Raw genomic sequence first — 25,983 nt, 5'->3', positions numbered from 1 at the left:
GACCCGATGGTCGTCGTCGACGAACTGTACCGGTACTCGCACGTCGCGGGTGGCGACGAGGCGCAGTCGAAGCGCCTCGTGATGTGCGGTCACCGCGTCGAGGGCGGCTCGCAGCCGGGCCCGGTCGACGGGCCCGGCGAGGCCGAGCCGTGCCGAGATCGGGCGATCGTAGTGACGCTGGGTTCGCGCCCACTGCTGACGCTGGGCGGGCGAGAGACGGTATCCGCTGGCTTGATTCACGAGCTTTCCTGTGTCACGTAGAGGTCGGACATGGCCACGAGAACCCGGCGGTCACCGGTGAACGGTTCCCGCCCGTGAGTTACGAGAAAGTTGTCGGCGACGAGCACGTCACCGCGCTGCCAGGAGAAGGTCATGGCGCTTTCTTGGTACAGCGAGCGGATGAGGGTGATGACCTCGTCATCGATGGCCTGCCCGTCCCCGTAGTAGGCGTTGCGGGGCAGACCCTCGATGCCCACCTCGTTGACCAACGTCGCCGCGACCTCGGGCGCCATGGCCGCGACGTGGAACAGATGGGCGTGGTTGAACCAGACGGCCTCCCCGGTGCGGGGATGGTGGGCCATGGCTTGGCGGACAGATCGCGTCCGCAGGGCGTCTCGCCCGGTCCAGGTGAACTCGGCGCCGGACGCCCGGCAGTAAGCCTCCACCACCGTACGATCCACTGTCTGGAAAACCTCCTGCCAGGGCAGATCCAGATCCGGACCGTAGTTGCGGACGTAGCACACACCGTGCCGCAGAAAGCGCTCCCGGATTTCGGTGGGGATCGCCGGCACAACCGTCCGCTCGCTCGCGAGCGGCGTGGCGCCACCCTGATCGGCCGCCACCTCGCAGTAGAAGTACAGACGGCTCGGCCAGCTGTGGGCGTACGACATTTCGTGGTGCAGTTCGATCCACCGGTCGGCCGCGAGCTCGGTCGACGTGAAGACCCCGTCTGCTACCTCGTTGCGTGGTGCCGCCCGTTCCAGGTACTTGAGGAGCTCGGGACTGAGCGCCCGCGCCGCGTCGCCGAACTCGCCGGGCGAGTTCACCGCGAAGCCACGGAAGAGAATCGCGCCGTGCAGGTCCAGGTCGGCCAGGACCTGCGGCTGGTTCCCATCCAGGAAGGCAGCGAGGTCGAGGTCAGGCTCCCTGGCCTCAAACAAAAGTCCGAATGTGTCGTGCAGGGGACTGCGCCGGACAGGTGTCAAGCGCGTGGTGCGATCGGAGCGCCGACGGGGTCCCGAGCCGACCCGCGACGTACTCATGCCGGGACACCGGCGGAGGAGTACGGATCGGACATGGCCGCAAGGATCCGTCGTCGCCCACGGTACGGCTCCCTTCCATGGGCGACCAGCATGTTCTCCACGAGCAGCACGTCGCCCTGCCGCCAGTCAAAGGCGATCGTTTCCGCGTCGTACGCCGCGCGTAGCTCGCCCAAGACCTCGTCGTCGATCCGTTGACCGTCGCCGTAGTACGTGTTGTAGGGAAGGTGCTCCTCGGGAAGCGCGGTCCGTAGTTCCTCGCTCACCTCGGGGGGCAACGAGCTCACGTGGAAGAACAGCGCGTGGTTGAACCAACTGGCTTCGCCCGTCACGGGATGGGTACGCACGGCCGCACGAACCTGGGTGGTTCGCAGGTGGTCGGCGCCGAGCCATTCCCACCTGATGTCCGCCGCGCGGCAGTATTCTTCGACGTGGTCCCGCCGTTCCGTCTGGAACGCCTCCTGCCAGGACAGACTAATGCCCGGAAGGTAGTTGCGGACGTACCGGATACCCGTTCGGGTGAACCTGGAGACGACGTCGGGACGCAGCCTGGCGAGTACCCGGCGGCTGTCCGCCAGCGGGGTACGGCCGTCCGCATCCGGCTCGATAGTGCAGCAGAAGACGATCCGCATCGGCCAGTCGAGCGTGTACGACTGCTCGTTGTGCAGCACGATTGGCTCATCCGGAGGGTGGTCCGTCGACGTGTACACGCCAGACACCACCTCGCTGCGCGGCGACGAACGCTCGCCATATCCGAGCACCTCTTTCGACAGGGCGTCCATGGCGCGGCGGAAATCCGCAGCCTCGGTGACGGGAAAGCCGCGGAACAGCACGGCCCCCGCCGCGTGGGCCAGCGCGTCGACGGTGTCGGAGTGGTCGCGGATCCACTGCTGCAGGTCGACGTCCAGGCCTCGGGCTCTGACGAGGGCAGGTAGCGTCGAACCGTGCCATTCGCGGTGAACCGAAACGGACTCACGAACCGGGTCGCGCCGTCGGATGACCGGTCGCCGCTGGGTGTCGTCAGTCATCGGCGCTCCTTGTCTCGGTAAGTCTGGTCAGAATCGGCGACGAGCTCCGTGATTGGTCGGTGCTCGTCCTCGACGGCGGCGGCCAGGAGGTGCCCGAAGCGATGATGCAATCGGGCGACCGTGGCCGGGCCGAACAGCTCGGTGCTGTACGTCCAGAGCGCCTCAACCTGTGAGTCCTTCTGTTCGAGCCAGAGGGTGAGGTCCAAGCGCGCGTCCTGGGACTGGACCTCCCAGGCCCGCAGCCCGACCGTGGCACCCTCGTAGGTGGCGGGGGCGGTGTTCTGCACGCCGAACGCGACCTGGACCAGTGGTTGGTGTCCTGTCGTGCGCGGAAGCTGCAACCGCTCGACCACCTTCTCAAACGGCACGTCCTGGTGAGCAAGGCCGAACAGAGCGGTCTCCCGGACTTGCGCGAGCAGCACGCCGAACCCCAGGTCAGGCCGCGCGTCGATGCACAGCGCGACGGTGTTGACGAAGCATCCGATGTGCTCTTCGGTGGCGAGGTCGGTGCGTCCGGCGAACGCGGTTCCGATCACCATCTGTCCTTGCCCCGACCATGTGCCGAGCAGGGCGGCGAACGCTGCAAGGCCAACCATGTACAGGGTCGCACCGTGGCGTCGGGCGATGGCCGACGCCGCGTTCGCAGCCGACGCAGGGAGGGCGGAGAGCAGGAATGCGCCGCTGTGGCCCCGGTCGACGGGGCGCGGCCGGTCGGTGGGCAGGGCGAGGAAATGCGGAGCGGTACGCAGTGATGCGACCATGGCGTCGAGGGCCGCTCGCCCAGCGGCACTGGCCAGCCACTCCCGTTGCCGGGTGCCGGCGTCGACCGTGGCGTACGAGCCGGTCGGCGCAAGCGGACTGCCCTGAATGCGCCTCTCATAACAGGAGCCGAGCTCACGGACGAACACGTTGAGCGACCACGCGTCGAAGACGATGTGGTGTGTGGTAAACACCAGCGCGACCGGTCGTCCGGCCACAACCACGATGCGGCACCGCAGCAACGGCGCAGTTTCCAGGTCCATCGGCGTGGCGGCGGTGTCCGCGGCGACGTGGCGGAGCTGCTCCTGCAAGTCCACTGTCGCGGCGACCGCGACCCGCGTGACCGGCACGGTTGCCCGTGGGTGGGCCTGCCGCATGGGTGCGTCGCCGCGCCAGTGGAACGACGTCCGGAACGCTTCGTGCCGGGCAACCACGTCACCAAGCGCCGCCTCCAGCTGAGCGGCGGTTCCCATGGAGCGGACCTCGACCACCGCAGTGATCAGATATGCCGTTCCCTCGGGCGTGAGCTGGTCCAGGAACCACAGGCGTTGCTGACCGAAAGAGAGGGGACCCGCCACCGCCCGCGTGATGGACGCCGGCCGCGCGGGCCGGCGGTGCGCCGCGCGGACGTGGGCCGTGAACGAGTCGAACGTCGGGTGTTCGAACAGCGCGCCGACGGCCAGGTCGGCGTGTAGGCGGGAGCGCAGCCGGCTGATCGCACGGGTGGCCGACAGTGAGTCACCGCCCAAGGCGAAGAAGTCGTCGGTACGGCCTGGCCAGACGCCGAGCAGTTCCTGCCAGACCGCTGACGAAGTGGCGTGGACTTCGTCCTCGCCGGACGGTGTGCTGGTTCCGACCGCCCGCGTGCCGGTCGACCACTGAGGTGGAGGCAGCGCTGCCCGGTCGACCTTGCCGTTCGGGGTCGTCGGCAGTGTGGCGAGCCCGACGATGTGGGCGGGGATCAGGTGCCCCGGAATGCGGGTGCGCAAGTGAGCGACGACCGCGGCCCTGTCCACGACCGCGTCGCCCACGACGTATCCGACGAGGCGAGTGTCGCCGCCAGGTCCGGTAACGACGGTTGCTGCGGCCTGCCGAATACCAGGAACTGCCTGAAGCGCTGCCGCTACTTCACCGAGTTCGATGCGGTAGCCGCGGACCTTCACCTGCTCGTCGGTCCGGCCGACGAATGCGAGCTGTCGATCGGTGCGCTGACGCACCCGATCACCGGTCCGGTACATCCGGCCGCCCGGCGTGCGATCGAAGGGATCGGGCAGGAACCTTGAAGCCGTCTCCGCTGGCCGCCCGAAGTACGCCCGGGCGAGCCCGGCACCGGCGAGAAACAGCTCACCCACAGCACCCGGCGGGACAGGCCGGAGCTGCTCGTCGAGGACATAGGCCCGGGTTCCGGGTAGCGGAGCCCCGATTGACGGGGTGCCCGGATCAGCAGACTCCAGTTCGGCGCAGGTGGAGTACGTCGTGTCCTCCGAAGGTCCATACAGGTTCAGGATCCGCCGCACGTGCGGCAACCTGCCCACCCGCTCAACCAACGCGGACGTCAACGCCTCGCCCGCCAGGCAGACGATCGCGAGGTCGGCCGGCAGCCCGCCCACGCCCAGCAGTTCCGACATGGCCGATGGGACGGTGTTGACCAGCCGGACCTTCGCGTCGGGAGGTAGCCGCAGTATCTGCAGCACATCGGGGACCAGAACGAATCGACCGCCCCACGCCAGCGGCGCGAAAATCTCAAAGACGGAGAGGTCGAAGCAGACGGACGTTGCGGCCAGCACGCCGTCGAGTTGCGGCCAGGGAAAGGCGTCCCGAGCCCATCGCAGGAGTGCTGCCGCCGACCGGTGCTCGATCGCGACGCCCTTGGGCCGACCGGTCGAACCGGAGGTGTAGATGATGTATGCGAGGCAGCGGGGATCGACCCGCACGTCGGGCCGGTGCGCGGGGGCCGTCGCGAGATCCAAGTCATCGATGCACCGGACGGTGCGAACCTCGGAGACCCGACTCGCCAGCTCCCGCTCGGTGATGACCAGGCGAGCCCTGGAGTCCCGCGCAAGGTAGCTGATCCGTGAAGCGGGGTAGGCAGGATCGATGGGCACGTAGCACGCGCCTGCCTTCAGGACACCGAGGATTGTCGCGATCAGGTTTGGCCCACGGCGCAAGCAGATCGCCACGCGGTCCTCCGGACGCACGCCGTCGGCCAGCAGCCGGTGCGCGATCCGATTGGCCAGTTCGTCCAGGCCGCCGTAGCTGACGACCTCGTCGCCGCAGCGGAAGGCCTCCGCGTACGTGCTGCGATCCACCTGCTGCTCGACGAGTTTGTGCAGCAGGCTGGTTTGCGGCATGGCGGTCGGTTCAGCAGGAGGTGCGAACCCTGGTGAGGTGTCGGGCAACGCGAGTCTCCTCCAGCGCTCTGTTGCGAAAACCTGCCGAATAATGAAAGGTTGCCGGTTGGGCGGTGCCGCTTAATGGTTGGCCCCGGCTATCAGGGAGGCAGTTGCCGCCACCCTTCGTCCGACGGTCGTTGTCGGAATCCTGCACTTCTCGGTGCACGGCATTCTTAGCGCAGACCGTACCCTTGTTCAACGGCTGCGGCCTTCTTGCGGTGTAATTCTTTGGTGGTCGGTGGGACACGACCGCGCAGCCACATGGATGCTACCCCAACAAGCGCAGTACACGCTGCCCGTCAGGACGGAAAAAGGTGTAACGGTCTCGTCGAGCGGACGGTAGTGGCTTCGTGACTTAACGCTCACTCAACTGCGGGTCACGCGTTGCGTCGCCGTTCGCGCACTGCCGCTCGTGGGGTCTCGTGCGGCTTCAACCAGGCGTTATAGCGTGTCGCGAGCCCAAGGAAGAGCTATCTGTAAGTGTTCGTTTTTGTGGCGACATCGTCTTGACTGGCGTGCATGAGGTGAGGTAGAAAGTTTCTGCCAGGCAGCAAGCGGGGGCTTCTCAAGGCGTAAGGATGGCTGGTGGCAGATCCACAAGAAACAACCGGCTACAGCATAATCTCGTACGATAGCGGCGCGGCGACCCGGGTGCTTCTCACCGAATTATCCGATGGATTTTCCTTGCCGGCGCATCCGCACTTCGAGGCCGCTGCGATCAATTCGTTTATCCAGCGGAGTTTCGGGCTCGACGTCATCACACTCGAATGCTTCCGAGAGTCGACGCAAGGGCTCGGTGCGGGCGGATCACGGGTGTTCGTTCACGAGATTCGTACACCGCCGCCGGCGAATTTCCGCCACGGGGCCTGGCTGTCGGCGCGGGATCTGACGGCCGTGCCGTTCGCCGTGCCGGAGCACCGTGCCGTGCTGCGGGCCTGGTTCGAGGAGTCAGCCTCTACGGAATGCCGCGGTCGGCGACTGCCCTGGGCCCGCCCGGGCTGGTTCGCCGACGCCTCCACCTGGATCGCCGAGCGCTTGGTGGAATCCGGTCTGTCTCCGACCGGCCGGGTGCAGCAGGTCGATTCGCGGCTGTGGTCGGCTTTGTTGCGGGTGCCGACGACTGCCGGGGGGGCCTACTTCAAGGCGGTCCCGCCGGTGTTCAGGCACGAGCCGGCGCTGACCCGGTTGCTCGGCGAGCGGTTCCCCGCCCAGGTGCCGACTGTTCTCGCCGTCGACGCCGAGCGCGGCTGGATGCTGACGGAGGACTTCGGGCCGGAGTCGGAGTATGCCGACACAGCTGAAATCGTCGAGGCATATACGCAGGTCATGCCGGTGTTGGCCCGGATGCAGGTGGCACTCGCCGCAGACGCGGACAAGCTCGTTGCCCTAGGGTGCCCGCGGCGCCCGGCGGCGGTTCTTCCGAAGCTCTACGAAGAGCTGCTCGCCGACACCGAGATGTTGTATCTGGACGACCCCAACGGTCTCGGGGAAGATGAATACGAGCGTCTCAGAAAATATGTGGGTGAGTTCACCGCAACTACCGAGCAGTTGGCGGGTGCGCCGATTCCGGAAACGCTCGTGCACGGCGACGCCTGGCGGGGGAATTTCCTTTCTCCGCGCCCGGGCGCGGGTCCACTGATATTCGACTGGGCGGAGAGCTCAGTTGGGCACCCGTTTCTGACGCTTGCGGTGGTTTACCGGGACGTGCGTGAGTCCGTGCCAGCCGAAGAGGCGGAGTCCGCAATCGTCCGGATAGCCGACGCGTACCTTGCCGAATGGACGCAGTTCGCCGATGAGAGCGAGCTCCGTGAAATCCTGCGGTTGTCCGTCACCGCAGGCATCGTCAATCGCGCCATAGAATGGCGAAACAGCGTCGCCGAGCTGGATCCAGATCGCGCCATGTTCTACCGGTACGCAGTGCCGGTTAACCTGCGCCGGCTCCTGCCTTTCATCGCCGGGTAAGTGCCCACATTCACCACGAGTACCGGGAGAAACAGTGCCCGACGAGATGTATCGTGTCGTCGTCAACCAAGAGGAACAGTATTCCGTGTGGCCGGTTGACAGGGAGTTGCCTGCTGGATGGTTGGCGACCGGGCACCGCGGCACCAGGGATGACTGTCTCGCCCACATTGAGGAGGTGTGGACGGACATGCGACCGCTGAGTGTGCGCCAGCACCTGGCCGGGCTCGGCGGGCCCGGCGGCTCCCAGCCGTCAACGGGCGTGGGGCCGGATCGGTCAGATGGGCACCACTGAGCCACGTTTCGTCCTGCGGCAACAAGCCACGTTACTGCGGACCTATCTCGGCCCACAGTGGCGCAAGGTCGGCGTGCTGGTTGTCCTGCTCCTGGCCAACATCGTCCTCGAACTGCTCGTGCCGTTGTGGCTCGCTCGCTTCATCGACCAAGCCCTGGCAGGTGCGCAGCTCGCCGTGTTGCAGGTGACCGCACTGGTATTCCTCGCGATGGCCCTCGGTCGGCAGGTGATTGTCGGCGCGGCCGGGTACGTCAGCGAGGACGTCAGCTGGGTGGCCACCAACGGCGTTCGTGCGGATTTGGCTGCGCACTGCCTCGATCTGGACATGTCCTTCCACAAGTCGCACCGCCCGGGTGAACTCATCGAGCGGGTCGACGGCGACGTAACCGCGCTGGCGACCTTCTTCTCCAGCTTCGTGTTCGAGGTTATCGGGCGTAGCCTGCTGATCTTCGGCATACTGACGCTGGCGTTCCTCGCTGACTTCCGCCTCGGCCTCGTCCTCGCCAGCTTCGCAGTCATCGGCGCGATCGCCCTGCGCCGGATACAGGGCGTCGCAGTGCCCCAATTCAAGACGTTGCGACAGGCCAGGGCCGATCTTTCCGGATTCTTCGAGGAACAACTCAGCGTCACCGAGGATCTGCGTGCGAGCGGTGCCCGTCCGTATGCCATGAGCATGCTCGCCGGCTTGCTCAAGCAGTACCGCGTGGCCAACCGCAAGGCGTCAGTCAGCTCCCGGTACTCCTCCAGCGTGCTGGAGGTGACGGTGTCGATGGCGTCCGCCGCCGTCATCGCTGTCGGTGGTGTGCTGCTGGAGCGCGACGCCGTCACCGTCGGTGTGATCTACCTGGTCTACACGTACACCAACCTGTTGTCGATGACGCTGTTCCGGGTCACCCGACAGCTCGATCAGTTTCAGGCCGCGACCGCGAGCATGCAGCGCATTGCCGAGTTGTACTTCACCCGGAGCGCGGTGACCGAGGGCTCCGGCTCTCCATTGCCGACCGGTGCGCTTTCGGTCGAATTCGCTGACGTCTCGTTCCGGTACGGTCCCGACCGGCAGACCCTGCGCAACCTCTCCTTCGATATCGCACCAGGGGAGTCGCTCGGACTGGTGGGGCGTACCGGAAGCGGCAAGACCACCATCGGGCGACTGCTTTTCCGCGGGTACGACGTGGGCGGCGGAGCGGTGCGCATCGGGGGCGTCGACGTGCGCCAGTTGACGCTGGCCCAACTGCGCTCCCGCATCGGTGTCGTCACCCAGGACGTGCAACTCTTCCGGGCGAGTCTGCGGGACAATCTGACCCTGTTCGATGCCGGCATCCCGGACCACCGCATCGAGGCGGCAATCGACAGCCTGGGACTGTCCGGCTGGTACCTGTCGCAACCGGCCGGTCTCGACACACCGATCGACAATGACCGGGGCGTGTCCGCGGGTGAGGCCCAGCTGCTGGCTTTCACTCGTGTCCTGCTGCGGGAACCCGACATCGTCATCCTGGATGAGGCGTCCTCACGGTTGGACCCAGCCACGGAGAGGCTCGTCGAACGGGCCGTGTCCCGGCTGCTCGAAGGTCGTACCTCGCTGGTGATCGCGCACCGTCTGGCGACCGTGACGCGGCTCGACCGCGTGCTGGTTCTTCAGGACGGCGAAGCCGTCCGACACGGCAGGCCGGACGAACTGGTCCGGCCCGGGACCGACGGCCTGCTGGCACTGTCTGCGGAGCGTGGGGCGTGAAACCACGACAGGCGCTCTGGCGCATGGTGCGGGCTACGCCGAAGTTGTACGTGACCGATATCGTGCTGCAGTTGTTTCGCAGTGCCATCCCGCTCCTACCCGCCCTCGTGGTGTGGAAGGTGCTGGACCAGTACTCCCACGGCTCGAACCTGACGAGCGGCGTTTGGGTCATGGTGGGGCTCCTCGCCGGTATCGCGGTGGCGCGGGTGACGGTTCTTCTCATGAGCGTGGCCATGGACGCCGAGGTCGAGTCTGCCGTTGGTTCGATGCTCATGCGTAACTCCTTCGCTCGCATTCTCGATGCGCCGGGCGCCGCCGCGCTGCGGAAACCAGTGGGTGACGTCGTCAGCCGACTCGGCGGGGACACCACGACCATTGCGGAGATGTTCGTCTACGCGCTCATGGTGGCTGGTGCGGGTGTCCAGGCACTGTTGGCCGTCATCGTGATGATGACGATCGACCCGCTGGTGACCCTGGTGGTCTTCGTTCCGCTCGCGGCGGCCGGCGTGCTCATCAATCTGGCGAGCAGCAGGATCAAGGACTACCACCGGGCAAGTCGTCTCGCCGCCGGTGAGGTCAGCGCGTTCCTCGGTGACGCCTTCAACGGTGTGCAGGCGATCCAGTTGGCTGGGGCTCAGCGTCCGATCATCGCGCGCCTCACGTCTCTCAACGAGCAGCGGCGCCGCCGGACCCTGCGAAGTCGGCTGTTCACTGAGACGTTCATGGTGTCGCTGTGGACGAACACCGCCCACGTCGGTGTGGGCCTGGTGCTGATCATCGTCGCGGGTCAAATGAACGAGGGCACTTTTACGGTCGGTGAACTGGCATTGTTCGTTGCCTATCTGGGCTGGATCGCGGACTTCACGTCGCTGTTCAGTCAGAACTTGGCGATGTACAAGCAGTCGGTGGCGTCACTCAACAGGCTGGAGGAGATCTTGCCTGCCGGGGGATCGTTGGCCTGCCTCACCACGTCGGCATCCACCAGACTGGTCGACGTTGACGCCCCGCGTCGCGTTCCGCTGATGTGCCTAGAGGTGAGAGACCTTACCTTTTTGCATCCCAACTCCGCCAGGGGGGTGCACGACGTTAGTTTCGATGTGCAGCGCGGGACGTTCGTCGTGGTCACTGGCCGCGTCGGCTCCGGAAAGTCCACATTGCTGCGGTCGCTGCTCGGCCTCATACCCCTCCAGGGCGGCGAGATCCGGTGGAACGGCGAGCTTGTTACTGATCCGGCGCAGTTCTTCGTACCGCCGCAGAGCGCGTACACCCCGCAGGTTCCCCGGTTGTACAGCGACACGATGCGGCACAACATCCTGCTCGGCCTGCCGGAGGACGACGAGCGGTTGCGGTTGGCGGTGCGGTCGGCGGTTCTGGAACAGGACATCGACCACCTCGAGCACGGTCTCGCCACCCTGGTCGGTCCGCGCGGGGCCAAGCTCTCCGGTGGTCAGCTGCAACGGGTGGCGGCGGCCCGGATGTTCGTTCGTGAGCCGGAGCTGTTGGTCTTCGACGACCTTTCCAGCGCCTTGGACGTGGACACCGAACGTCGGCTGTGGGAGCGACTGGCGGAGGTGTCCGGGCGCACCTGTCTCGCAGTGTCCCACCGTCGTGTGGCATGGGAGCGGGCCGATCACATCATCGTCATGGCCGACGGTCGGATCGAGGCGCAAGGGACTTTGGAAGATGTGCTGCGCGCCAGTTCTGAAATTAAGCACCTGTGGCATGAGGAGGGCGCATGACATCAGTCGGGACGCAGCACCAATTCACGATCGACCTTCCCGCGCCATGGGCCCGGGAAATGATGGACGGCCTCTTGGCCGCCCCGTTCTCGCCTTACCGGTCGGACGCCGAGTTGGAGCGACTATGGGAGCACGCGAAGCGGTGTGTTGAGGATTTTCCCGATGAGGTGCGCAGCGAACTGATCCGGTTCGGCAGTCGGCTCAGCGGACGTGGCGCACTGCTGCTGCGCGGCCTGCCGATCGCCGACGCCACGCTCGGTCCGACGCCGGCTGACTGGACGGTCGAGGCGCTGGCCAAGAGGACGTGGGAGACGGAGACCTTCCTGCTGGCCGTCGCGTCCGTCCTGGGCGAGGTCTTCGCATTCGCACGGCAGCACGACGGCAATGTCGTCCAGAATGTTGTACCGATCTCCGCCGACGCCTACACCCAGAAGGGCACGGGCAGCAAAGTCTTCCTTCAGTGGCACACCGAGGACGCCTACGACCGCCTGCGCGCCGACTTCGTTGCCCTCCTGTGCGTGCGCTCAGATCCGTCCGCCAAAACAGCCATCGTCCACCCTGACCAAGTGCCGGTTACCCCGGAGCATCGGAAGATTCTGATGCAGCCCCGTTTCCACATCGGGGTGGACCCGGCGAGCGGCGGGTCCGGGCGCCCCGAGGACGGACCGATGCTGCCGATTCTGGGCGAGGATGCCGACGGCAACCTGACCATCCGGCTCGACACGGACCAGGTGTGTGCGGTGGCCGGCGACATCGGCGCAGCCGAGGCCCTCGAAGCGTTCCGGCGAGACATCCCCAGCGCCGCGCGGTACCTCACGCTAGCCGCCGGTGACCTACTTATCCTGGACAACTACCGCACGTTGCATGCACGTACGGCCTACAGCCCTCGCTTCGACGGCACCGACCGCTGGCTGCAACGCGTAAGCATCACCAAGGATCTGCAAAAGTCCGCCGAGGTGAGAACGCGTCGTCTGCGCGTTGTAGACCTTGACGCGAGCCTCCTCGGCTGATGCGAAGGCATCCCGACATGGCCTTGGAAGCACACCAGAACCACGTGGCTGGGCTGGATTGTGCCATCGACGGTAGGACCATCTCCGACGCCCACCTCGTCGATCAATCCGAGAGACCGATCCCGTGGCGGGGCGGGGCGGGGCGTAACGATGAGTGATTCCTTTCTGCGCCTCAGTAAACATGTCGACGCCAGTGTCCGGCTGTTCTGCTTCCATCATGCGGGTGGCATGGCAGCCATGTTCTCGCGTTGGCCCGCCGGGTTGCCGAACGATGTCGACGCGGTCGCTGTGCAATTGCCCGGCCGGGCCGAACGTTACGCGGAGCCGGCGTTCCGGCGGATGGAGCCGCTCGTCCGGTACCTCGCTGACGAGATCCGGCCACTGCTCGAGATCCCATTCGTATTCTTCGGGCACAGCATGGGGGCGAAGGTCGCCTTCGCCCTCGCCCACGAGCTGCGTGCCCGAGCCGTCGCCGCACCACGTGCGGTCTACGTCGCGGCCAGCGCCGCTCCCTGCCTCTCGGCGCCCACTCCGGGGTGGGCACCGTCGGACGACGACCTGATCGCCTATCTCACCGCTGTCGGCGGCACGCCTCAGCAGGTCCTCGCCGATCCTGCGGTGATGGCCGTCGTCCTGCCGCCTCTGCGAGCAGACCTCGCACTTGCGGCCGCTTGGTCGTACTCCGAACCGGAGCCGCTGAGCTGTTCGATCCATGCCCTCGTCGCCGAGGGCGACCAGGGCGTGACTGCTGCCCGCGCACGGTTGTGGGAGCGGGAGACGAAGTCCGCTTTCACCCTCACCACCTTCGCGGGCGACCACTTCTTCGTTCGGGACGAGCCGGCCGAGGTGCTGTCCTACCTCTCCCGTGAGCTGCGACGCCATGCGACCGTGCGGGAGGCGACGCCGTGATAACGGCCGACCGCGTCCTCGACCCGCCGTTTCCACACGCGCTCGTGGACGGGCTGGACGGCCTAAGTGCTTCGCCCTGCCCTCAACGTCGGCGACCCGACTTCAGCGGACTAGCCAGATCGATGGGACCATATCTTGAACGCGTCTGAACCCATCCACGGGGACGACATCCTTGCCGGTTTCCCGCGACGCCTGCTGTCCTGGTGCCGTTGGGCGGCAACGGCACCACTCTGCCGGACCTTGCTCGCCCGATCCGGCGAGCTGGACCAGGAGGCGCTGGATGCGTCGCTGGCCGAGCTGGTCCGCCGGCACCCCAGCCTGACCGGGGGGTCTGCCTGCGCCGCACCTGCCGACACCGGCGTGTCGACGAAACCCAAACAGCCAGTGGTGCCGCTGACCGTCCACCGCCTCGATCGCTCCTCGGACGACCGGCGCGACCAGGACCTCGACCGCCTGCTCGATACGCTGAGCAAGGCTCAGTTCGACCTTGAGCGAGGTCCGCTGCTGCGGGCCGACGTCATCCGGTGGGGCGACGGTCAGTCGCTCCTCCTGCTGTCGGCCCACGCGGTCGCCGCCGATGCGGATTCGATGGACGTACTGGCCGGGGAGCTGGCGGAGCGCTATGCCGTGCTGTCAGGCGAGGCGCGTGACGACACCGGGCCGCACGATCATCCGTGCGACCTACCGACGGCGATACCGGCGGCCGTGACCCTCGAGCCGGTGGACGCCGTGGACTCGGGTGCCGCACTCACGGCACTCCCAGGGCCTACCGACATCCCGTACGACGATCCACCGGTGCCGGACCCGACGTACACAACCAGCACGATCATCCTGCGCCTGTCTGATGAGCAGACGCACGCCCTGCGGGCCGCCGCCGAAAGGGCCTCCACGACGCTACAGGTGCTGCTGCGGGCGGCCTTCGCGGTGCTCGTGCATCGCTGGAGCCGGGACGCCGACGTGATCATCGGCACCGCGGTGCGGCCTGGACCGCCGGAGGGCGCCGACCCGGTGGGTCCATACGTTGACGATGCGTTCGTGCGCGTCAAGCTGGATGGCGATCCGATAATGCGCGAGCTGGTTGAGCAGCTGCACCGGTCCACGGAAGCCGCCAATACGCGGGATTACGCCCCGTTTGCGGCAGCTCTCCAGCACCTGCGGGGGGCCGGCGAGGAGGATGCGGTGTGGCCCTTCACCGTGCGGGCGGTGCATCGCACCGCGTCAGGCGCCAGGCAGGACGAAAGCACGTTCGTGCCAGTGCTCGGCGGACACGAGGCTGGTGCCTCTCCGCACCCGCTGAATCTCGAAACCGTCGAGGAAATCGGCGGCGGCCTCGTGGGTCACCTCCGGTACGGCACGGACCGGCTTCGGTCGGATACCGCAGGGCGGCTCGCCACCCAGTTGGAGGTGTTGTTGACCTCCCTGCCAGGGCGCCTCTACGAGCGGATTTCGCGGCTGCCGTTGATGTCGGAGCCGGAGCGCCAGCGGGTCCTGCAGGACTGGAACCGCACTGCGGTGACACTGCCGTCCGACCAGACGGTGACCGGTCTCTTCGCCGAACAGGTCCGGGTGCGGCCGGACAGCACGGCGGTGCTCTTCCGTGCCGAGGCGGTGACCTACCGGGAGTTGGACCTCCGCGCCCGGGCCGTCGCCCGTCGCTTGAGTGATATGGGCGTACGGCCGGGGGCCTTCGTGGGTGTCCATGCCAGGCGGAGCATCGACGCGGTCGCGGCGCTGCTGGGTGTGCTGATGGTCGGGGCGGCCTACGTGCCGCTGGACCCTGACTATCCGGCCGAGCGGTTGGCCTTCGTCATGGAGGACTGCGGGCTGGACGCGCTGCTGACGCAGCACGACGTGGTGCTGCCGGTGCATAGCACGGTCCCGGCCGTTTACCTAGAGGACTGCCGGCCGGTCGGCGGGGCTGACGACTGGTGGCCGCCGGCTGGTACGTGCGCTCCGGTGAGCGCCGCCTACGTCATCTACACCTCCGGGTCGACGGGCCGCCCGAAGGGCACCGTCGTCCCCCACCAGGCCGTCGTCCGGCTGGTTATCGGCGCGAACTACGCCATCCTGCAGCCGAGCGAGGTGATTCTGCACCAGTCCTCGTTGTCCTTCGACGCGTCTGTGCTGGAGTTGTGGGGCCCGCTGCTGAACGGGGCCACCATGGCCATCGCGCCGCACGGCGACGGATCGATGCAGACCACCGTCGAGGCGATCCGGCGCCATCAGGTTACGGTGGCCCTGCTGATCTCGCCCCAGTTTCACCTGCTCGTGGATGACCGGGTGGCCGACCTGCGATCGGTGCGGCAGTTACTCGTGGGCGGCGACGTGGTGTCTGCCGAACACACCCGCCGTGCCGTGACGGCGCTGCCGGACACCCGCATATCCAATGTGTACGGGCCAACGGAAACAACTCTCTTTGCCACCCATTTCCCGGTGACGAATCCGCAAGACTCGGCGCACACCGTGCCGATCGGACGGCCCATCTCAAACACCGAGTGCTACATCCTGGACAAGTGGGGCGAGCCGGTGCCGGTGGGCACCACAGGCGAAATCTACGTCGGCGGCCTCGGCATCGCTCACGGTTACCTGCGGCGTCCAGGCCTGACGGCGCAGCGGTTCGTCCCAGATCCGTTCAGCGGGCGCTCGGGCTCGAGGTTGTATCGCACCGGCGACCTCGGCATGTACCTGTCCGACGGCTCAATCGAATTCTTCGGCAGGGCCGACGAACAGGTCAAGGTCCGCGGATACCGGGTGGAACTCGGCGAGATCGAGACTGCCGTGAACCAGTACGCCGGGGTTGGGCGGAGCTGCGTGCTCGCCGTGGACGAGGGACACACGAAGCGCCTGGTCGCCTTTTTCGTACCGATTGGTGGCGCGGACGACGCCCTGGCACCGGCCCTGCGCCGGCACCTGACCGACATCCTGCCGGCCTACATGATCCCCGACCAGTTCATCTCGCTGCCCGACCTGCCACGTACCGCCAACGACAAGGTGGACCGCGAGGCGCTGCTCCATCACGTCGTCATGTTCGACCGTCCTGCATGGGGGAAATCCGTCGTGACCAATCCTTGTACACCGACCGAAGCTGCCGTCCTGGGGATCTGGCGTGAGGCACTGGAGTCGACCGCGAATTTGAACGTCACGGACAAGTTCTTCGAGGCGGGCGGCAATTCGCTGCGCATGTTCCAGCTCTTCTGGCGCCTCTCCGAGATCTATCCCGGTCTCCTGGAACTGGCTGAGCTCTTCGAGCTCAACACGGTGCGGAGTCAAGCCGCCGTCATCGATGAGCGGACCAGCGGCAGGGTCGGCTCCGCCGACTCTTCGCAGTAGTCGGGCGTCGACGATGGACATTGTGAACGGCGCTACGCACACGTCTGAGGAAGCCGGCCGAACGCTGGCACCCTTCGCAGGGGGCGAGGTGGTCCTCGGGACGGGTTCGCCTCCTACCCGTCTTGATCCACCGAGGATGACCGGGCGCTATCAATCGGACTTCGCGGCGACCCGGCGCTTCCTCGACGTCGGCGAGCAGATGCTGGGAACGCTTTCGACCACCCAGCGCCACTCCCGGCCGCAGGACCCCCGGGCGCGCGCCGTGCACCAGGCCTGCCGGACGGCCCGACTCGCCTTTCTGGCGGTGCACGCCGACCAGCTGTATGCCGAGCTCACCGACGGGCGGCGACGGCACTTGCGCGTCGATGTGTTGTGTACGGCGGCCGGCGAGCTGATGCCGGGCCTCGTGCCCACTGCGGAGCAGTTGGCGGAGGAAGGGCGCTACCAGCAGCCGCGCAAGGAGGGGCGGGAAATCGACCAGGGTCTTCTGCTGTGGAGTGTGCTGCGGTCTCCGGGTTCTGGCGCGCACCTCATGGAGGCGATGGCGCGGCCCACGCCGCGCGCCTCGACGCTCTTACCCGCATTCCGTGCCGACGGGTTCGTGGACTTGGGTGAGGTGACAGTGGAACGGCGGGCCGGCGTCGGGCATGTGACCGTCCAGAACCAGCGCTGCCTCAACGCGGAGGACGACGCAGTGGTGGAAGCACTGGAGACCGCCGTGGATCTCGTACTGCTCGACGATGACGTGCGCGTCGGCGTCCTGCGGGGTGGGGTGATGCGGCACCCGCGCTACGCCGGTCGTCGGGTGTTCAGTGCCGGCATCAACCTGACCGAGTTGTACCGCGGAGGGATCACTTTCCTCGGCTTCCTCATGCGACGGGAGATGGGTTACATCGCCAAGATGGTCCGGGGACTCGCGCCGGATCCGGACGACCCGACGCGCCGGCCGGCCGCGGAGAAGCCCTGGGTGGGCGCCGTGGACACGTTCGCCATCGGCGGGGGACTGCAGATCCTGCTGGCCGCCGATCACGTGGTTGCCGAGAAGGACGCCTATTTCAGCCTGCCTGCGCTGCGGGAAGGGCTTGTTCCAGGGGTCGCGAACCTGCGCCTGCCGCGCTTGGTGCCATCGCGGCGGGCGCGGAAGGCGATCTTCTCCGACCACACGATCCGGGCAGGGGACACCGACGGCGCCCTGTTGTGCGACGCGGTCGTCGACGCCGACGAGATGGCCGAGGCCGTGGCGTCGGCCGCTGCGCGGCTCGCCGACCCGGCCGTGGTGCCGAACCGACGGATGCTGCGTCTCGCCGAGGAACCGGAGGACCGCTTCCGTCAGTACCTGGCCGAGTACGCGCTCGAGCAGTCCCGTCGCATCTACAGCGAGGATCTGTTCGCCAAGCTGGAGCAGACCTGGCTTGCGCGCTTCGGGTCGATAGTTGCGGGAACGAAGCCGTGACCGCATCCGTCGTGCCATGCCTGTGCCGGGAATTCTCACGACCGTCCGGCAACCGCATCTCACCTGTCCGGACCGACCCAGGACTGCCGACGTGACCCACAGCGCGGACACTCTCGCCCAACTTTCGTCATTGCAGGAACAGTTGTGGTTCCTCGACCGCCTTGAGCCGGAAAGCGCGTTCTACAACATCTCGGTCGCGCTGCGGATGCGCGGACCGCTCGACGTGGCCGCACTGGGCGGAGCCTTCGCAGAGATCGTCGGACGGCACGGGATCCTCCGGGCCCGCTTCCCCGCCGCAGACGGTTCGCCGGTCATGGTCGTGGCATCTCGCAGTGACATCCCTCTGCCGATCGTGGACCTGACCGCCGTGGCCGCGCACTCGCGTGACGTCGAGGTGCAGCGGCTGCTCGGGTTGGAGGCCAACACGCCGTTCGACCTGGCGACCGGGCCGTTGATCCGTCTCAGACTGCTGCGCCTCGGCGCCGAGGACCACGTGCTTGTCGTCACGGCCCACCACATCGTCTTCGACGGGGCTTCTGTGGGCATCCTCTACGAGGAGCTCGGCACCGCCTACGGCGCCCTGCGGGCGGGTCGACGGCCAGAGTTGCCGGTGCTGACGGTTCAGTACGTGGACCACGCCGGCGAACAGCGGCAGCGCTCGTACGCGGAACAGTTGGAGTTTTGGCGGCGACGACTGGACGACGCGCCAGCTCCGGTGCAACTGCCGGTGGACCGGCTGCGGGCGCCGGTCCGCAGCGGGCGTGGGGCGGTTGAACGTCTCTCACTCTCGGCCGACCTGGTGGCCCGGCTCGTCGAGTTCGGCAGGGGTGAGCGGACGACCCTGTCGACCGCCGTGTTGACCGGCCTGGCCATGCTGCTCGGCCGCTACGGTGACCAAGACGAGGTGACGATCGGCACCGTCATGCTCAATCGACTCGACAACGAGCTCGATCAGGTCATCGGCTTCTTCGCCAACACGGTGGTACTGAGGGCCGACCTGTCCGGCGCGCCCACCTTCCGGACGGCGGTGCGCCGCGTGGCCGCCGAACTGCTGGACGTCATGTCGTACGAGGACGTGCCGTTCCACGAGGTGGTCCGGGCGGTCTCGCCCGAGCGGGACGCGAGTTCCACGCCCCTGTTCCAGGTGATGTTCAACGCCGTTCACGAGGAGATGCTCGGCCTGCCAGAGCTGCCGGGCCTGCTCGTCGAGGCGGTGGAGGTGCCACGGCAAACCGCGCCGTTCGACCTCAGCGTCGACCTTCGGATCGCCGAGGACGGCGTGCTCTGCGAATTCGAGTACAGCACCGACCTGTTCGACCCGGCGACTGTTCGACGGATGGCCGGCCACCTGCACCAGCTCCTCGAGTCAGCGGTGAGGGCGCCGGATCGGCCGTGGCGGTCGCACAGCCTGCTGACCGCGCCCGAGCGCCGTCAACTGCTGGCGGAGTGGAACGACACCGATATGGTCGACTTCGAGCCGCACTGCTTGCACGAGCTGTTCGAGGCGCAAGCTCGTCGTACGCCCGACGCCGTCGCCGTGGTGTTCGAGGGTGAGCGGCTGACGTACCGGGAACTGGACGAGCGTGCGAACCAGATGGCATGGGCATTGCAGGCCCGGGGGGTCGGACCCGAGGTTATCGTGGGCGTCTGCCTGTACCGGTCGACCGACTCGGTCGTAGCGCTGCTCGCCGTCCTCAAGGCCGGGGGCGCCCTGGTGGCCCTGGACCCGGAGCATCCGGTGGACCGGGTGAGGTTCATGCTGGACGACTCCAACGCCGGTTTGCTGGTGACGCAGGCTTCGGTTGTCGCCGCGGTGACGGACGGCACGATGCCGACGCTGCTTGTGGACGCCGACGCGGCCGAGCTGGCCGCCCTGCCCGTGATCTCGACCATCAATACGGCGACGCCCGCACAGCTCGCCTGCCTGATCTACACGTCCGGCTCGTCGGGTACGCCCAAGTGCGCCATGCTGACGCACGAGAACTTCGCTAACTACTTCCACTACTTCGATCGCCAGTATGGCCTGAGCGCAACAGTGCGGGCGCATTTGCAGATGGCCAGCTTCGCGTTCGACCTGTTCATCGCGGACGTCATGCGGGCGCTCTTCACTGGGGCGGCCCTCGTCCTCTGTCCGCGTGAGGTGACTCTCTCCCCGCGCCTGCTCTACGAACTGATGGTCCGGGAGGGCGTGAACAGCGCCGAGTTCATTCCGCCGTTGCTGCGTCTGCTGCTGGATTACGTCGAGGAGGGCGGACACTCCCTGGCGTTCATGGATCTCCTGATGGCCGGTGGCGACAGTTGGTACGTGCGTGACTTCGACCGGGCGAAGAGGCTGAGCGCGTCAACGACCGTGCTCATCGACACGTACGGGCTTACCGAGGCCGCGATCGACAATGCCCACTTCGTCGGCGAGCACGCCGGTGACGACCCGGACAGTGTCGTCCCGATCGGTCGGCCCATCGGCAACAACCGGCTCTACATCCTCGACCGCAGCATGCAGCCTGTGCCGGTGGGTGTGATCGGCGAGCTTTACATCGGTGGCACTGGCGTTGGACGTGGCTATCTGGGGCGCCCACGGCTGACCGCCGACCGCTTCCTTCCGGATCCATTCGGTGGGCAGCCCGGATCTCGGCTCTACCGCACGGGCGACCTGACCCGCTTCCGCTCCGACGGGACGATCGAGATTCTCGGCCGGGCCGACCAGCAGGTGAAGATTCGCGGCTTCCGAATCGAGCTGGGCGAGATCGAGGAGGCGCTACGGCGTCACCCCGCCGTCCGGGACGCGATTCTGCTCGTACGCGACAAGTCCCCCGGTGACCGACACCTGGTGGCGTACATCGCGGTCGGACCCGCGCCGTCCGACGCCGCGGACGCCCGGTGGCAGGACGAGGTGCGTGAGCAGATCCTCGCTCATCTGCGGGATCTACTGCCCGGTTACATGGTTCCCTCGGCATTGGTGGTCCTGGAGCGGATGCCGCTGAACTCCAACGGCAAACTCGACCGACGGTCGCTGCCGGATCCCGGTCTGGAGCTGTTGCCGACCGGTCACCTGGTGCCGCCGCGCACGCCTGAAGAGGAGATCATCCGGGGGATCTGGCAGGATCTCGTAGGGATCGGCGCCGTCGGGGTGGAGGACAACTTTTTCGCCCTCGGCGGCCACTCGTTGCTGGCAACCCGGGTGCTGGCGCGCATCGGCGCGGCACTCGGCGTCGAACTCCCGGTCCGGGCCATCTACGACAATCCCACGATCGCCGGGCTCGCCGATCAGGTGATGGCCGCTCGCGACGTCACGGATGCGCTGCCGGTCGCACCGCCGATCGTGGCGGTGCCTCGCGGCGACCTCGACGAATACCCCCTCTCGTTCCATCAGGAGCGGCTGTGGTTCATCGACCAGCTGGAGCCAGGGAGCAGCGCGTACAACCTGGCGACACCGTTGCGCCTGAAGGGTCCGCTCGACGTGGCGGCACTGCGCAGCAGCTTCGAGGCGCTCGTCCAGCGACACGAGTCGCTGCGTACGGTATTCGGCAGCAAGGACGGGGTGCCGTTCCAGCGGGTCCGTGACGTGCCCCGGTGGGAGCTGCCTGTCCGGGATCTGACGTTCCTGCGGGTGGCCGAACGCGACCCGGAAGTTGCCAGGTTGGTGCAGGCGGAGACGGAGCGGCCCTTCGATCTGGCTCGGGGTCCATTGATGCGTACCGCGTTGCTGCGCCTCGCCGACGAGGAGCACGTGCTACTGCTGACGATGCACCACATCGTCACCGACGGGTGGTCGGGCAGCATCTACTTCCAGGAGCTCGCGACGCTCTACGCCGGCTACGCGAGCGGTCAGGCGCCGAATCTGCCCCGGGCGGCGGTGGACTACGTCGATTTCGCGGTGTGGCAGCGTGGATGGCTCCGGGGTGAGGTGCTCGACCGGTCGTTGGTGTACTGGCGGCGGCAACTGGCAGAAGCGCCGGCCGCCATCGAGCTGCCCTTCGACCGCCCGAGGGCGAGCGCTCGAGGGTTCCGGGGACGCGCGGTCAAGGTAGGCATCCCGGCAGATGTGTGCGAGGGCCTGCGGGCATTGAGCAACACGGAGAACGTCACGCTCTTCATGACGCTGCTCGCGGCCTTTCAGACGCTGCTGGCGCGGTTCTCCGGCGAGATTGACATCGTCGTCGCCACGCCCACCGCCGGCCGTGGCCGCGTCGAACTCGACCGAGTTGTCGGCTTCTTCGTCAATACGCTGGCGCTGCGGGCGGACTTCTCCGGTGACCCCCCGTTCCGCAGCCTGCTGCACCAAGTGCGGGCCATGACCCTGGACGCCCTCGCACATCAACACGTGCCGTTCGAGCGCGTGGTCGCTGAGGTCGCCACTGATCGCAGCCCCGGGTACAACCCGGTGGCTCAAGTCCTGTTCGCCCTTCAGAACACCCCGCCCGAGGCGGTCGAGTTGCCTGGCATGACCGTGAGCCCCGAGCCGTTCGACGCGAGTACCGCCCAGTTCGATCTCAGCCTGAGCCTCACCGAGACGGTCGACGGCCTTGAGGGCGACCTGTGGTACCGCACGGAGTTGTTCGACGCGCCGACCGTGGAACAGATCATCGACTCCTGGCGGGTTCTGCTGCGAGGCGTCGTTACCAGCCCGGACGCCCGGATCTCCGAATTGCCCCTGCTGCCGGCCGCACCTGCCGCGCCGCTGGGAACAGATCCCGCGAGATCGCACACCCTGGAGGCCACGCTCCCGGAACTGTTCGACAATCAGGTGCGCCGCACACCGCACCGGGTGGCCGTGGTGGACGGCGCCACCGAGCTCACGTACATCGAGGTGCAGCAGCGTGCGGACGCGGTGGCGGCTGCCCTCGCGGCGCTGGGTGTGGGGCCGGAGCGCCCGGTGGCGGTCGTGCTGCCGCGTTCCGCCGACTTGGTGGTGGCGTTACTCGGCGTCCTCAAGGCCGGCGGGTGCTACCTGCCGATCGAGCCGGACCTACCCGCCGATCGCGTGCGATATCTGCTCTCCGATTGCCCAGCGACCGCGGTGGTCACGAACCCGGCCGGGGCCGGACTCCTTCCGCCGGACCTGCCGGTCATCGATGTCGGCGCGGTTGAGTCGAGCGTGCCGGCGGGTGGGCCGACGACCGCCCCTCATCCGGATCAAGCGGCGTATGTGATCTACACGTCGGGCTCGACGGGCCGACCGAAGGGTGTGGTCGTCTCGCACCGACATGTCGTCCGGCTGTTCAGCTCCACCCGGCACTGGTATGGGTTCCACCAGGACGACGTCTGGACGCTGTTCCATTCATACGCCTTTGACGTGTCCGTCTGGGAGATGTGGGGCGCGTTGCTGCACGGCGGCAGGCTCGTCGTGGTGCCATGGGACACGGCGCGCTCACCGCAGGAGTTCCTGCGGCTCCTGGCAGAGCAGCGCGTCACCGTGCTGAGTCAGACCCCGTCCGCCTTCTACCAACTCATCCAGGCGGATCAGGATGATCCGGACACGGGGGATCTGCTGGCGCTGCGGTACATCGTCCTGGCGGGCGAGGCGCTGGACCTTGGTCGCCTTCCCCAGTGGTACGACCGGCACCCCGATCGGGCGCCACTTGTCGTCAACATGTACGGGACCACCGAGACCACGGTGCATGCGACGTACCTGGCGCTGGACGGGGAGACGGTCCGGCGGGACGGTCACAGCCTGATCGGTACCGCCATCCCGGACCTGCCGATCTACGTCCTCGACGGAGCCGGACGCCCGGTGCCGCCCGGTGTTGTCGGCGAGTTGTACGTGGGTGGTGCGGGCGTCTCACGTGGATATCTGGGTCGGGCGGGCCTCACGGCGGAGCGCTTCCTTCCTGACCCGTTCGGACCAGTGAGCGGTCGGATGTACCGGACCGGGGACCGTGCCCGGGTTCGCCGGGACGGGTTGCTCGACTTCGTTGGTCGCGCCGACGAGCAGGTGAAGGTCCGCGGGTACCGGATCGAGCCGGGGGAGATTGAGGCCACCCTCGCACGTCACCCTGAGGTGAGCCGGGCTGCCGTGATCGTCCGGGAGGACGTGCCGGGCGACGTTCGGCTCGCCGCGTACGTGGTGGTGGTGGCCGGGGGGCGCCCCTCGGCCGCCGAGCTACGTGCGTACGTCGCGCGCCTGCTACCGAGCTATCTGGTGCCGTCGTCCTTCACGCTGCTGGACGACTTGCCGCTCACCCGGAACGGGAAGTTGGACCGTCGGGCGCTGCCGGTACCGCAGAGCGACGGCTCAACCACCGGCGGCGCCCCGCGGACGGCCACTGAGCGTTTCGTGTGCGCGCTGTTCGCCGAGGTGCTCGGGACGTCCGAGGTGGGGGTCGACGGCAACTTCTTCCATCTCGGCGGCCACTCTCTCCTGGCCACCCGAATCGTCTCCCGGCTGCGAACCGAGGTCGGGGTGCAGATCAGCCTCCGGACCCTGTTCGAGCATCCGGCCGTCAAGGCCTTCGCCGCCGAGGTGGACCGGGCGCTGCAAGCGGCCGTCGCCGATCCGCCAACCGCCGATGTGACCGGGTTGCCGGCGAAGTCGATCACACCGGTCCGAAGGGAGGCGCTCGAGCCATGCTCGACAGATCAGGAGCGGGTGTGGTTCCTGGAGCAGCTCGACCAGTCCGTGTCACTCTACGTGACGCCGATGCTGTACCGCCTGCGCGGTGCGGTGTCGCACCCCGCACTCGACGGCGCACTGCGTGCCGTCGTGGCACGGCACGAAGCGTTGCGGACCACCTTTGTGTTTCGAAGCGGACGACTGTGGCAGCGAATCAGCGACCAGTTGGACAGCCGGGTGCGTCAGCGTGATCTGTCGGGCCTGCCCGACGGTGATCGGCAGAGCGAGGTGCGGCGGCTGTTCGCCGAGGTGAGCGAGCACCGGTTCGATCTGGAGAACGGTCCGTTGCTCGACGCCGAACTGGTCCGACTGGGGCCAGACGACCACATTCTGGTGATCAACCTGCATCACCTGGTCTCCGATGGTTGGTCGACCGACCTGCTCCTACATGAACTGGGGGAGTTTTACCGGGGCGACGTAACCGGCCTACCCGCGAAGCTGGAAGAGCTGCCGATCCAGTACGCCGACTACGCGGCGTGGCAGCGCACATGGTCGCAGAGCGACGACTGCGAGCGGCAGCTTGAGTACTGGCGTACCAAACTCGCCCAACTGCCCGAGGTGGCCTACCTGCCGCGCTTGGCGAGTGGGTCAGCACGGCGCGACGTTCACGGCGGGGACCACACCTTCGAGATCCCCCCGTCAGCGGTGGACGCGGTGGCACGGCTGGGCAGGCAGGAGGACGCCACGCCCTTCATGGTGCTACTCGCCGTTTTCCAGCTTCTCCTGGCCCGCGCCTGCGGACAGGACGACATCGCGGTGGGTACGCCGATCGTCAACCGGCAGCGGCCCGACGTGCAGCACCTGATCGGATTCTTCGTCAACACCCTCGTACTGAGAACCGACGTGTCCGCAGCCTCGGCGTCGTTTCGGGCAGTGCTGCGGCAGGTCCGCGAGACAGCGCTGGGCGCTTACGCGCACCAAGAGGTGCCGTTCCAGCGGCTCGTCGAGGAGTTGCGCCCGCAGCGGGGCCTCACCCAGTCCGCCCTCTTCGGGGCGGTGTTCACCATGCAGTACGAGCAGAAGACGCCGCTGCGGTGGCCCGGGCTGCTGGTGGAGCCGGTGCGTGACGCGCCCGTCGGCACGACGGTGTGGGACCTCACCCTGACGGTCACGGAGTCCGCGGACGGCATGGGCGGGCACCTGCAGTACCGCACGGACCGCTACGGCGCTGCTGAGATCGCCGGGATGGCAGAGGACTACCTGGAGCTTCTGCGGTTCGTGGTTACCCATCCCGACCAGCCGGTCCCGCACGTGGAAAGGGCGCAGCGATGCGACTGAGCTCTGGCGCTGAACACGTCGACCTGACCACCGTCAACCTTTACGACCCCTCCTGGTACGCCACCGGCGATCCGCACAGTGCCTGGCGGCAGCTGCGTGCGGAGCAGCCCGTGTACTGGCAACAGCTTCCGGATGGTCGTGGCTTTTGGGTGCTGACCCGGCACGCCGACGTCTGCCGTGTGCTGCGAAATTTCCGCGACTTCACCTCCGAGGACGGCAACCTGCTGAC

At 67.2% G+C, this 25,983-nt stretch carries 12 protein-coding genes and 1 pseudogene; 10 read left to right on the top strand and 3 right to left on the bottom strand.

The features are described 5' to 3' along the window. The first annotated feature begins 6 nt into the window (after positions 1-6). A complete protein-coding gene (locus MED15_RS33385; protein ID WP_167457595.1) occupies positions 7-261 on the top strand; it encodes a hypothetical protein in 255 nt (84 codons plus the stop codon). Here the strand turns inward: MED15_RS33385 and MED15_RS05480 are convergent. The 3 genes from MED15_RS05480 to MED15_RS05470 are packed head-to-tail and all read right to left on the bottom strand — an operon-like array spanning position 237 to position 5,445. Next, positions 237-1,262, bottom strand: coding sequence for a TauD/TfdA family dioxygenase (locus tag MED15_RS05480; RefSeq protein ID WP_112583070.1), 1,026 nt, complete (start codon positions 1,260-1,262; stop codon positions 237-239). The genes MED15_RS33385 and MED15_RS05480 overlap by 25 nt on opposite strands. Beyond that, positions 1,259-2,287: a TauD/TfdA family dioxygenase gene (locus MED15_RS05475; protein WP_112734898.1), complete on the bottom strand. Its 1,029-nt coding sequence runs from the start codon at positions 2,285-2,287 to the stop codon at positions 1,259-1,261. Before MED15_RS05475 ends, MED15_RS05480 begins: the two co-directional genes overlap by 4 nt. After that, positions 2,284-5,445 (bottom strand): non-ribosomal peptide synthetase, encoded by a 3,162-nt coding sequence (locus MED15_RS05470; protein ID WP_146766687.1) that lies wholly within the window; start codon positions 5,443-5,445, stop codon positions 2,284-2,286. Before MED15_RS05470 ends, MED15_RS05475 begins: the two co-directional genes overlap by 4 nt. A 579-nt stretch (positions 5,446-6,024) precedes the next feature. Between MED15_RS05470 and MED15_RS05465 the strand changes: the two genes are divergently transcribed. From MED15_RS05465 to MED15_RS05425, 9 genes and pseudogenes are all read left to right on the top strand, one after another. Beyond that, complete coding sequence (locus tag MED15_RS05465; protein ID WP_167457594.1) at positions 6,025-7,401, top strand: phosphotransferase; 1,377 nt, start codon at positions 6,025-6,027, stop codon at positions 7,399-7,401. A 46-nt stretch (positions 7,402-7,447) separates the two neighbouring features. After that, a pseudogene (locus tag MED15_RS05460) lies at positions 7,448-7,621 on the top strand (MbtH family protein); the annotation flags it as partial. A gap of 58 nt (positions 7,622-7,679) precedes the next feature. Then, positions 7,680-9,425 (top strand): ABC transporter ATP-binding protein, encoded by a 1,746-nt coding sequence (locus tag MED15_RS05455; protein WP_112583074.1) that lies wholly within the window; start codon positions 7,680-7,682, stop codon positions 9,423-9,425. After that, the gene (locus tag MED15_RS05450) at positions 9,422-11,164 is read left to right on the top strand and encodes an ABC transporter ATP-binding protein (protein ID WP_146763095.1); all 1,743 of its coding nucleotides are present in this window, start codon (positions 9,422-9,424) and stop codon (positions 11,162-11,164) included. The genes MED15_RS05455 and MED15_RS05450 overlap by 4 nt, the downstream gene beginning before the upstream one ends. After that, entirely contained in the window at positions 11,161-12,174 is a 1,014-nt protein-coding gene (locus MED15_RS05445; protein WP_112726897.1) for a TauD/TfdA family dioxygenase, read from the top strand. The genes MED15_RS05450 and MED15_RS05445 overlap by 4 nt, the downstream gene beginning before the upstream one ends. Positions 12,175-12,324: 150 nt before the next feature. Then, positions 12,325-13,083 (top strand): thioesterase II family protein, encoded by a 759-nt coding sequence (locus tag MED15_RS05440; protein ID WP_112602315.1) that lies wholly within the window; start codon positions 12,325-12,327, stop codon positions 13,081-13,083. A 135-nt stretch (positions 13,084-13,218) separates the two neighbouring features. Further along, positions 13,219-16,413, top strand: coding sequence for a non-ribosomal peptide synthetase (locus MED15_RS05435; protein ID WP_112734896.1), 3,195 nt, complete (start codon positions 13,219-13,221; stop codon positions 16,411-16,413). 136 nt (positions 16,414-16,549) lie between these two features. Then, complete coding sequence (locus MED15_RS05430; RefSeq protein WP_112583079.1) at positions 16,550-17,866, top strand: enoyl-CoA hydratase/isomerase family protein; 1,317 nt, start codon at positions 16,550-16,552, stop codon at positions 17,864-17,866. 91 nt (positions 17,867-17,957) lie between these two features. After that, positions 17,958-25,754 carry a non-ribosomal peptide synthetase gene (locus MED15_RS05425; protein WP_167457592.1) on the top strand — a complete coding sequence of 2,599 codons (7,797 nt, stop codon included), beginning with the start codon at positions 17,958-17,960 and terminating at the stop codon, positions 25,752-25,754. The last annotated feature ends 229 nt before the right edge of the window (positions 25,755-25,983 follow it).

This window comes from Micromonospora noduli (assembly GCF_003264475.1).
Taxonomy (GTDB): Bacteria; Actinomycetota; Actinomycetes; order Mycobacteriales; family Micromonosporaceae; genus Micromonospora; species Micromonospora noduli.
Note: the sequence above shows the minus strand (reverse complement) of the source record. Positions and strands in the feature narration are given on the sequence as shown.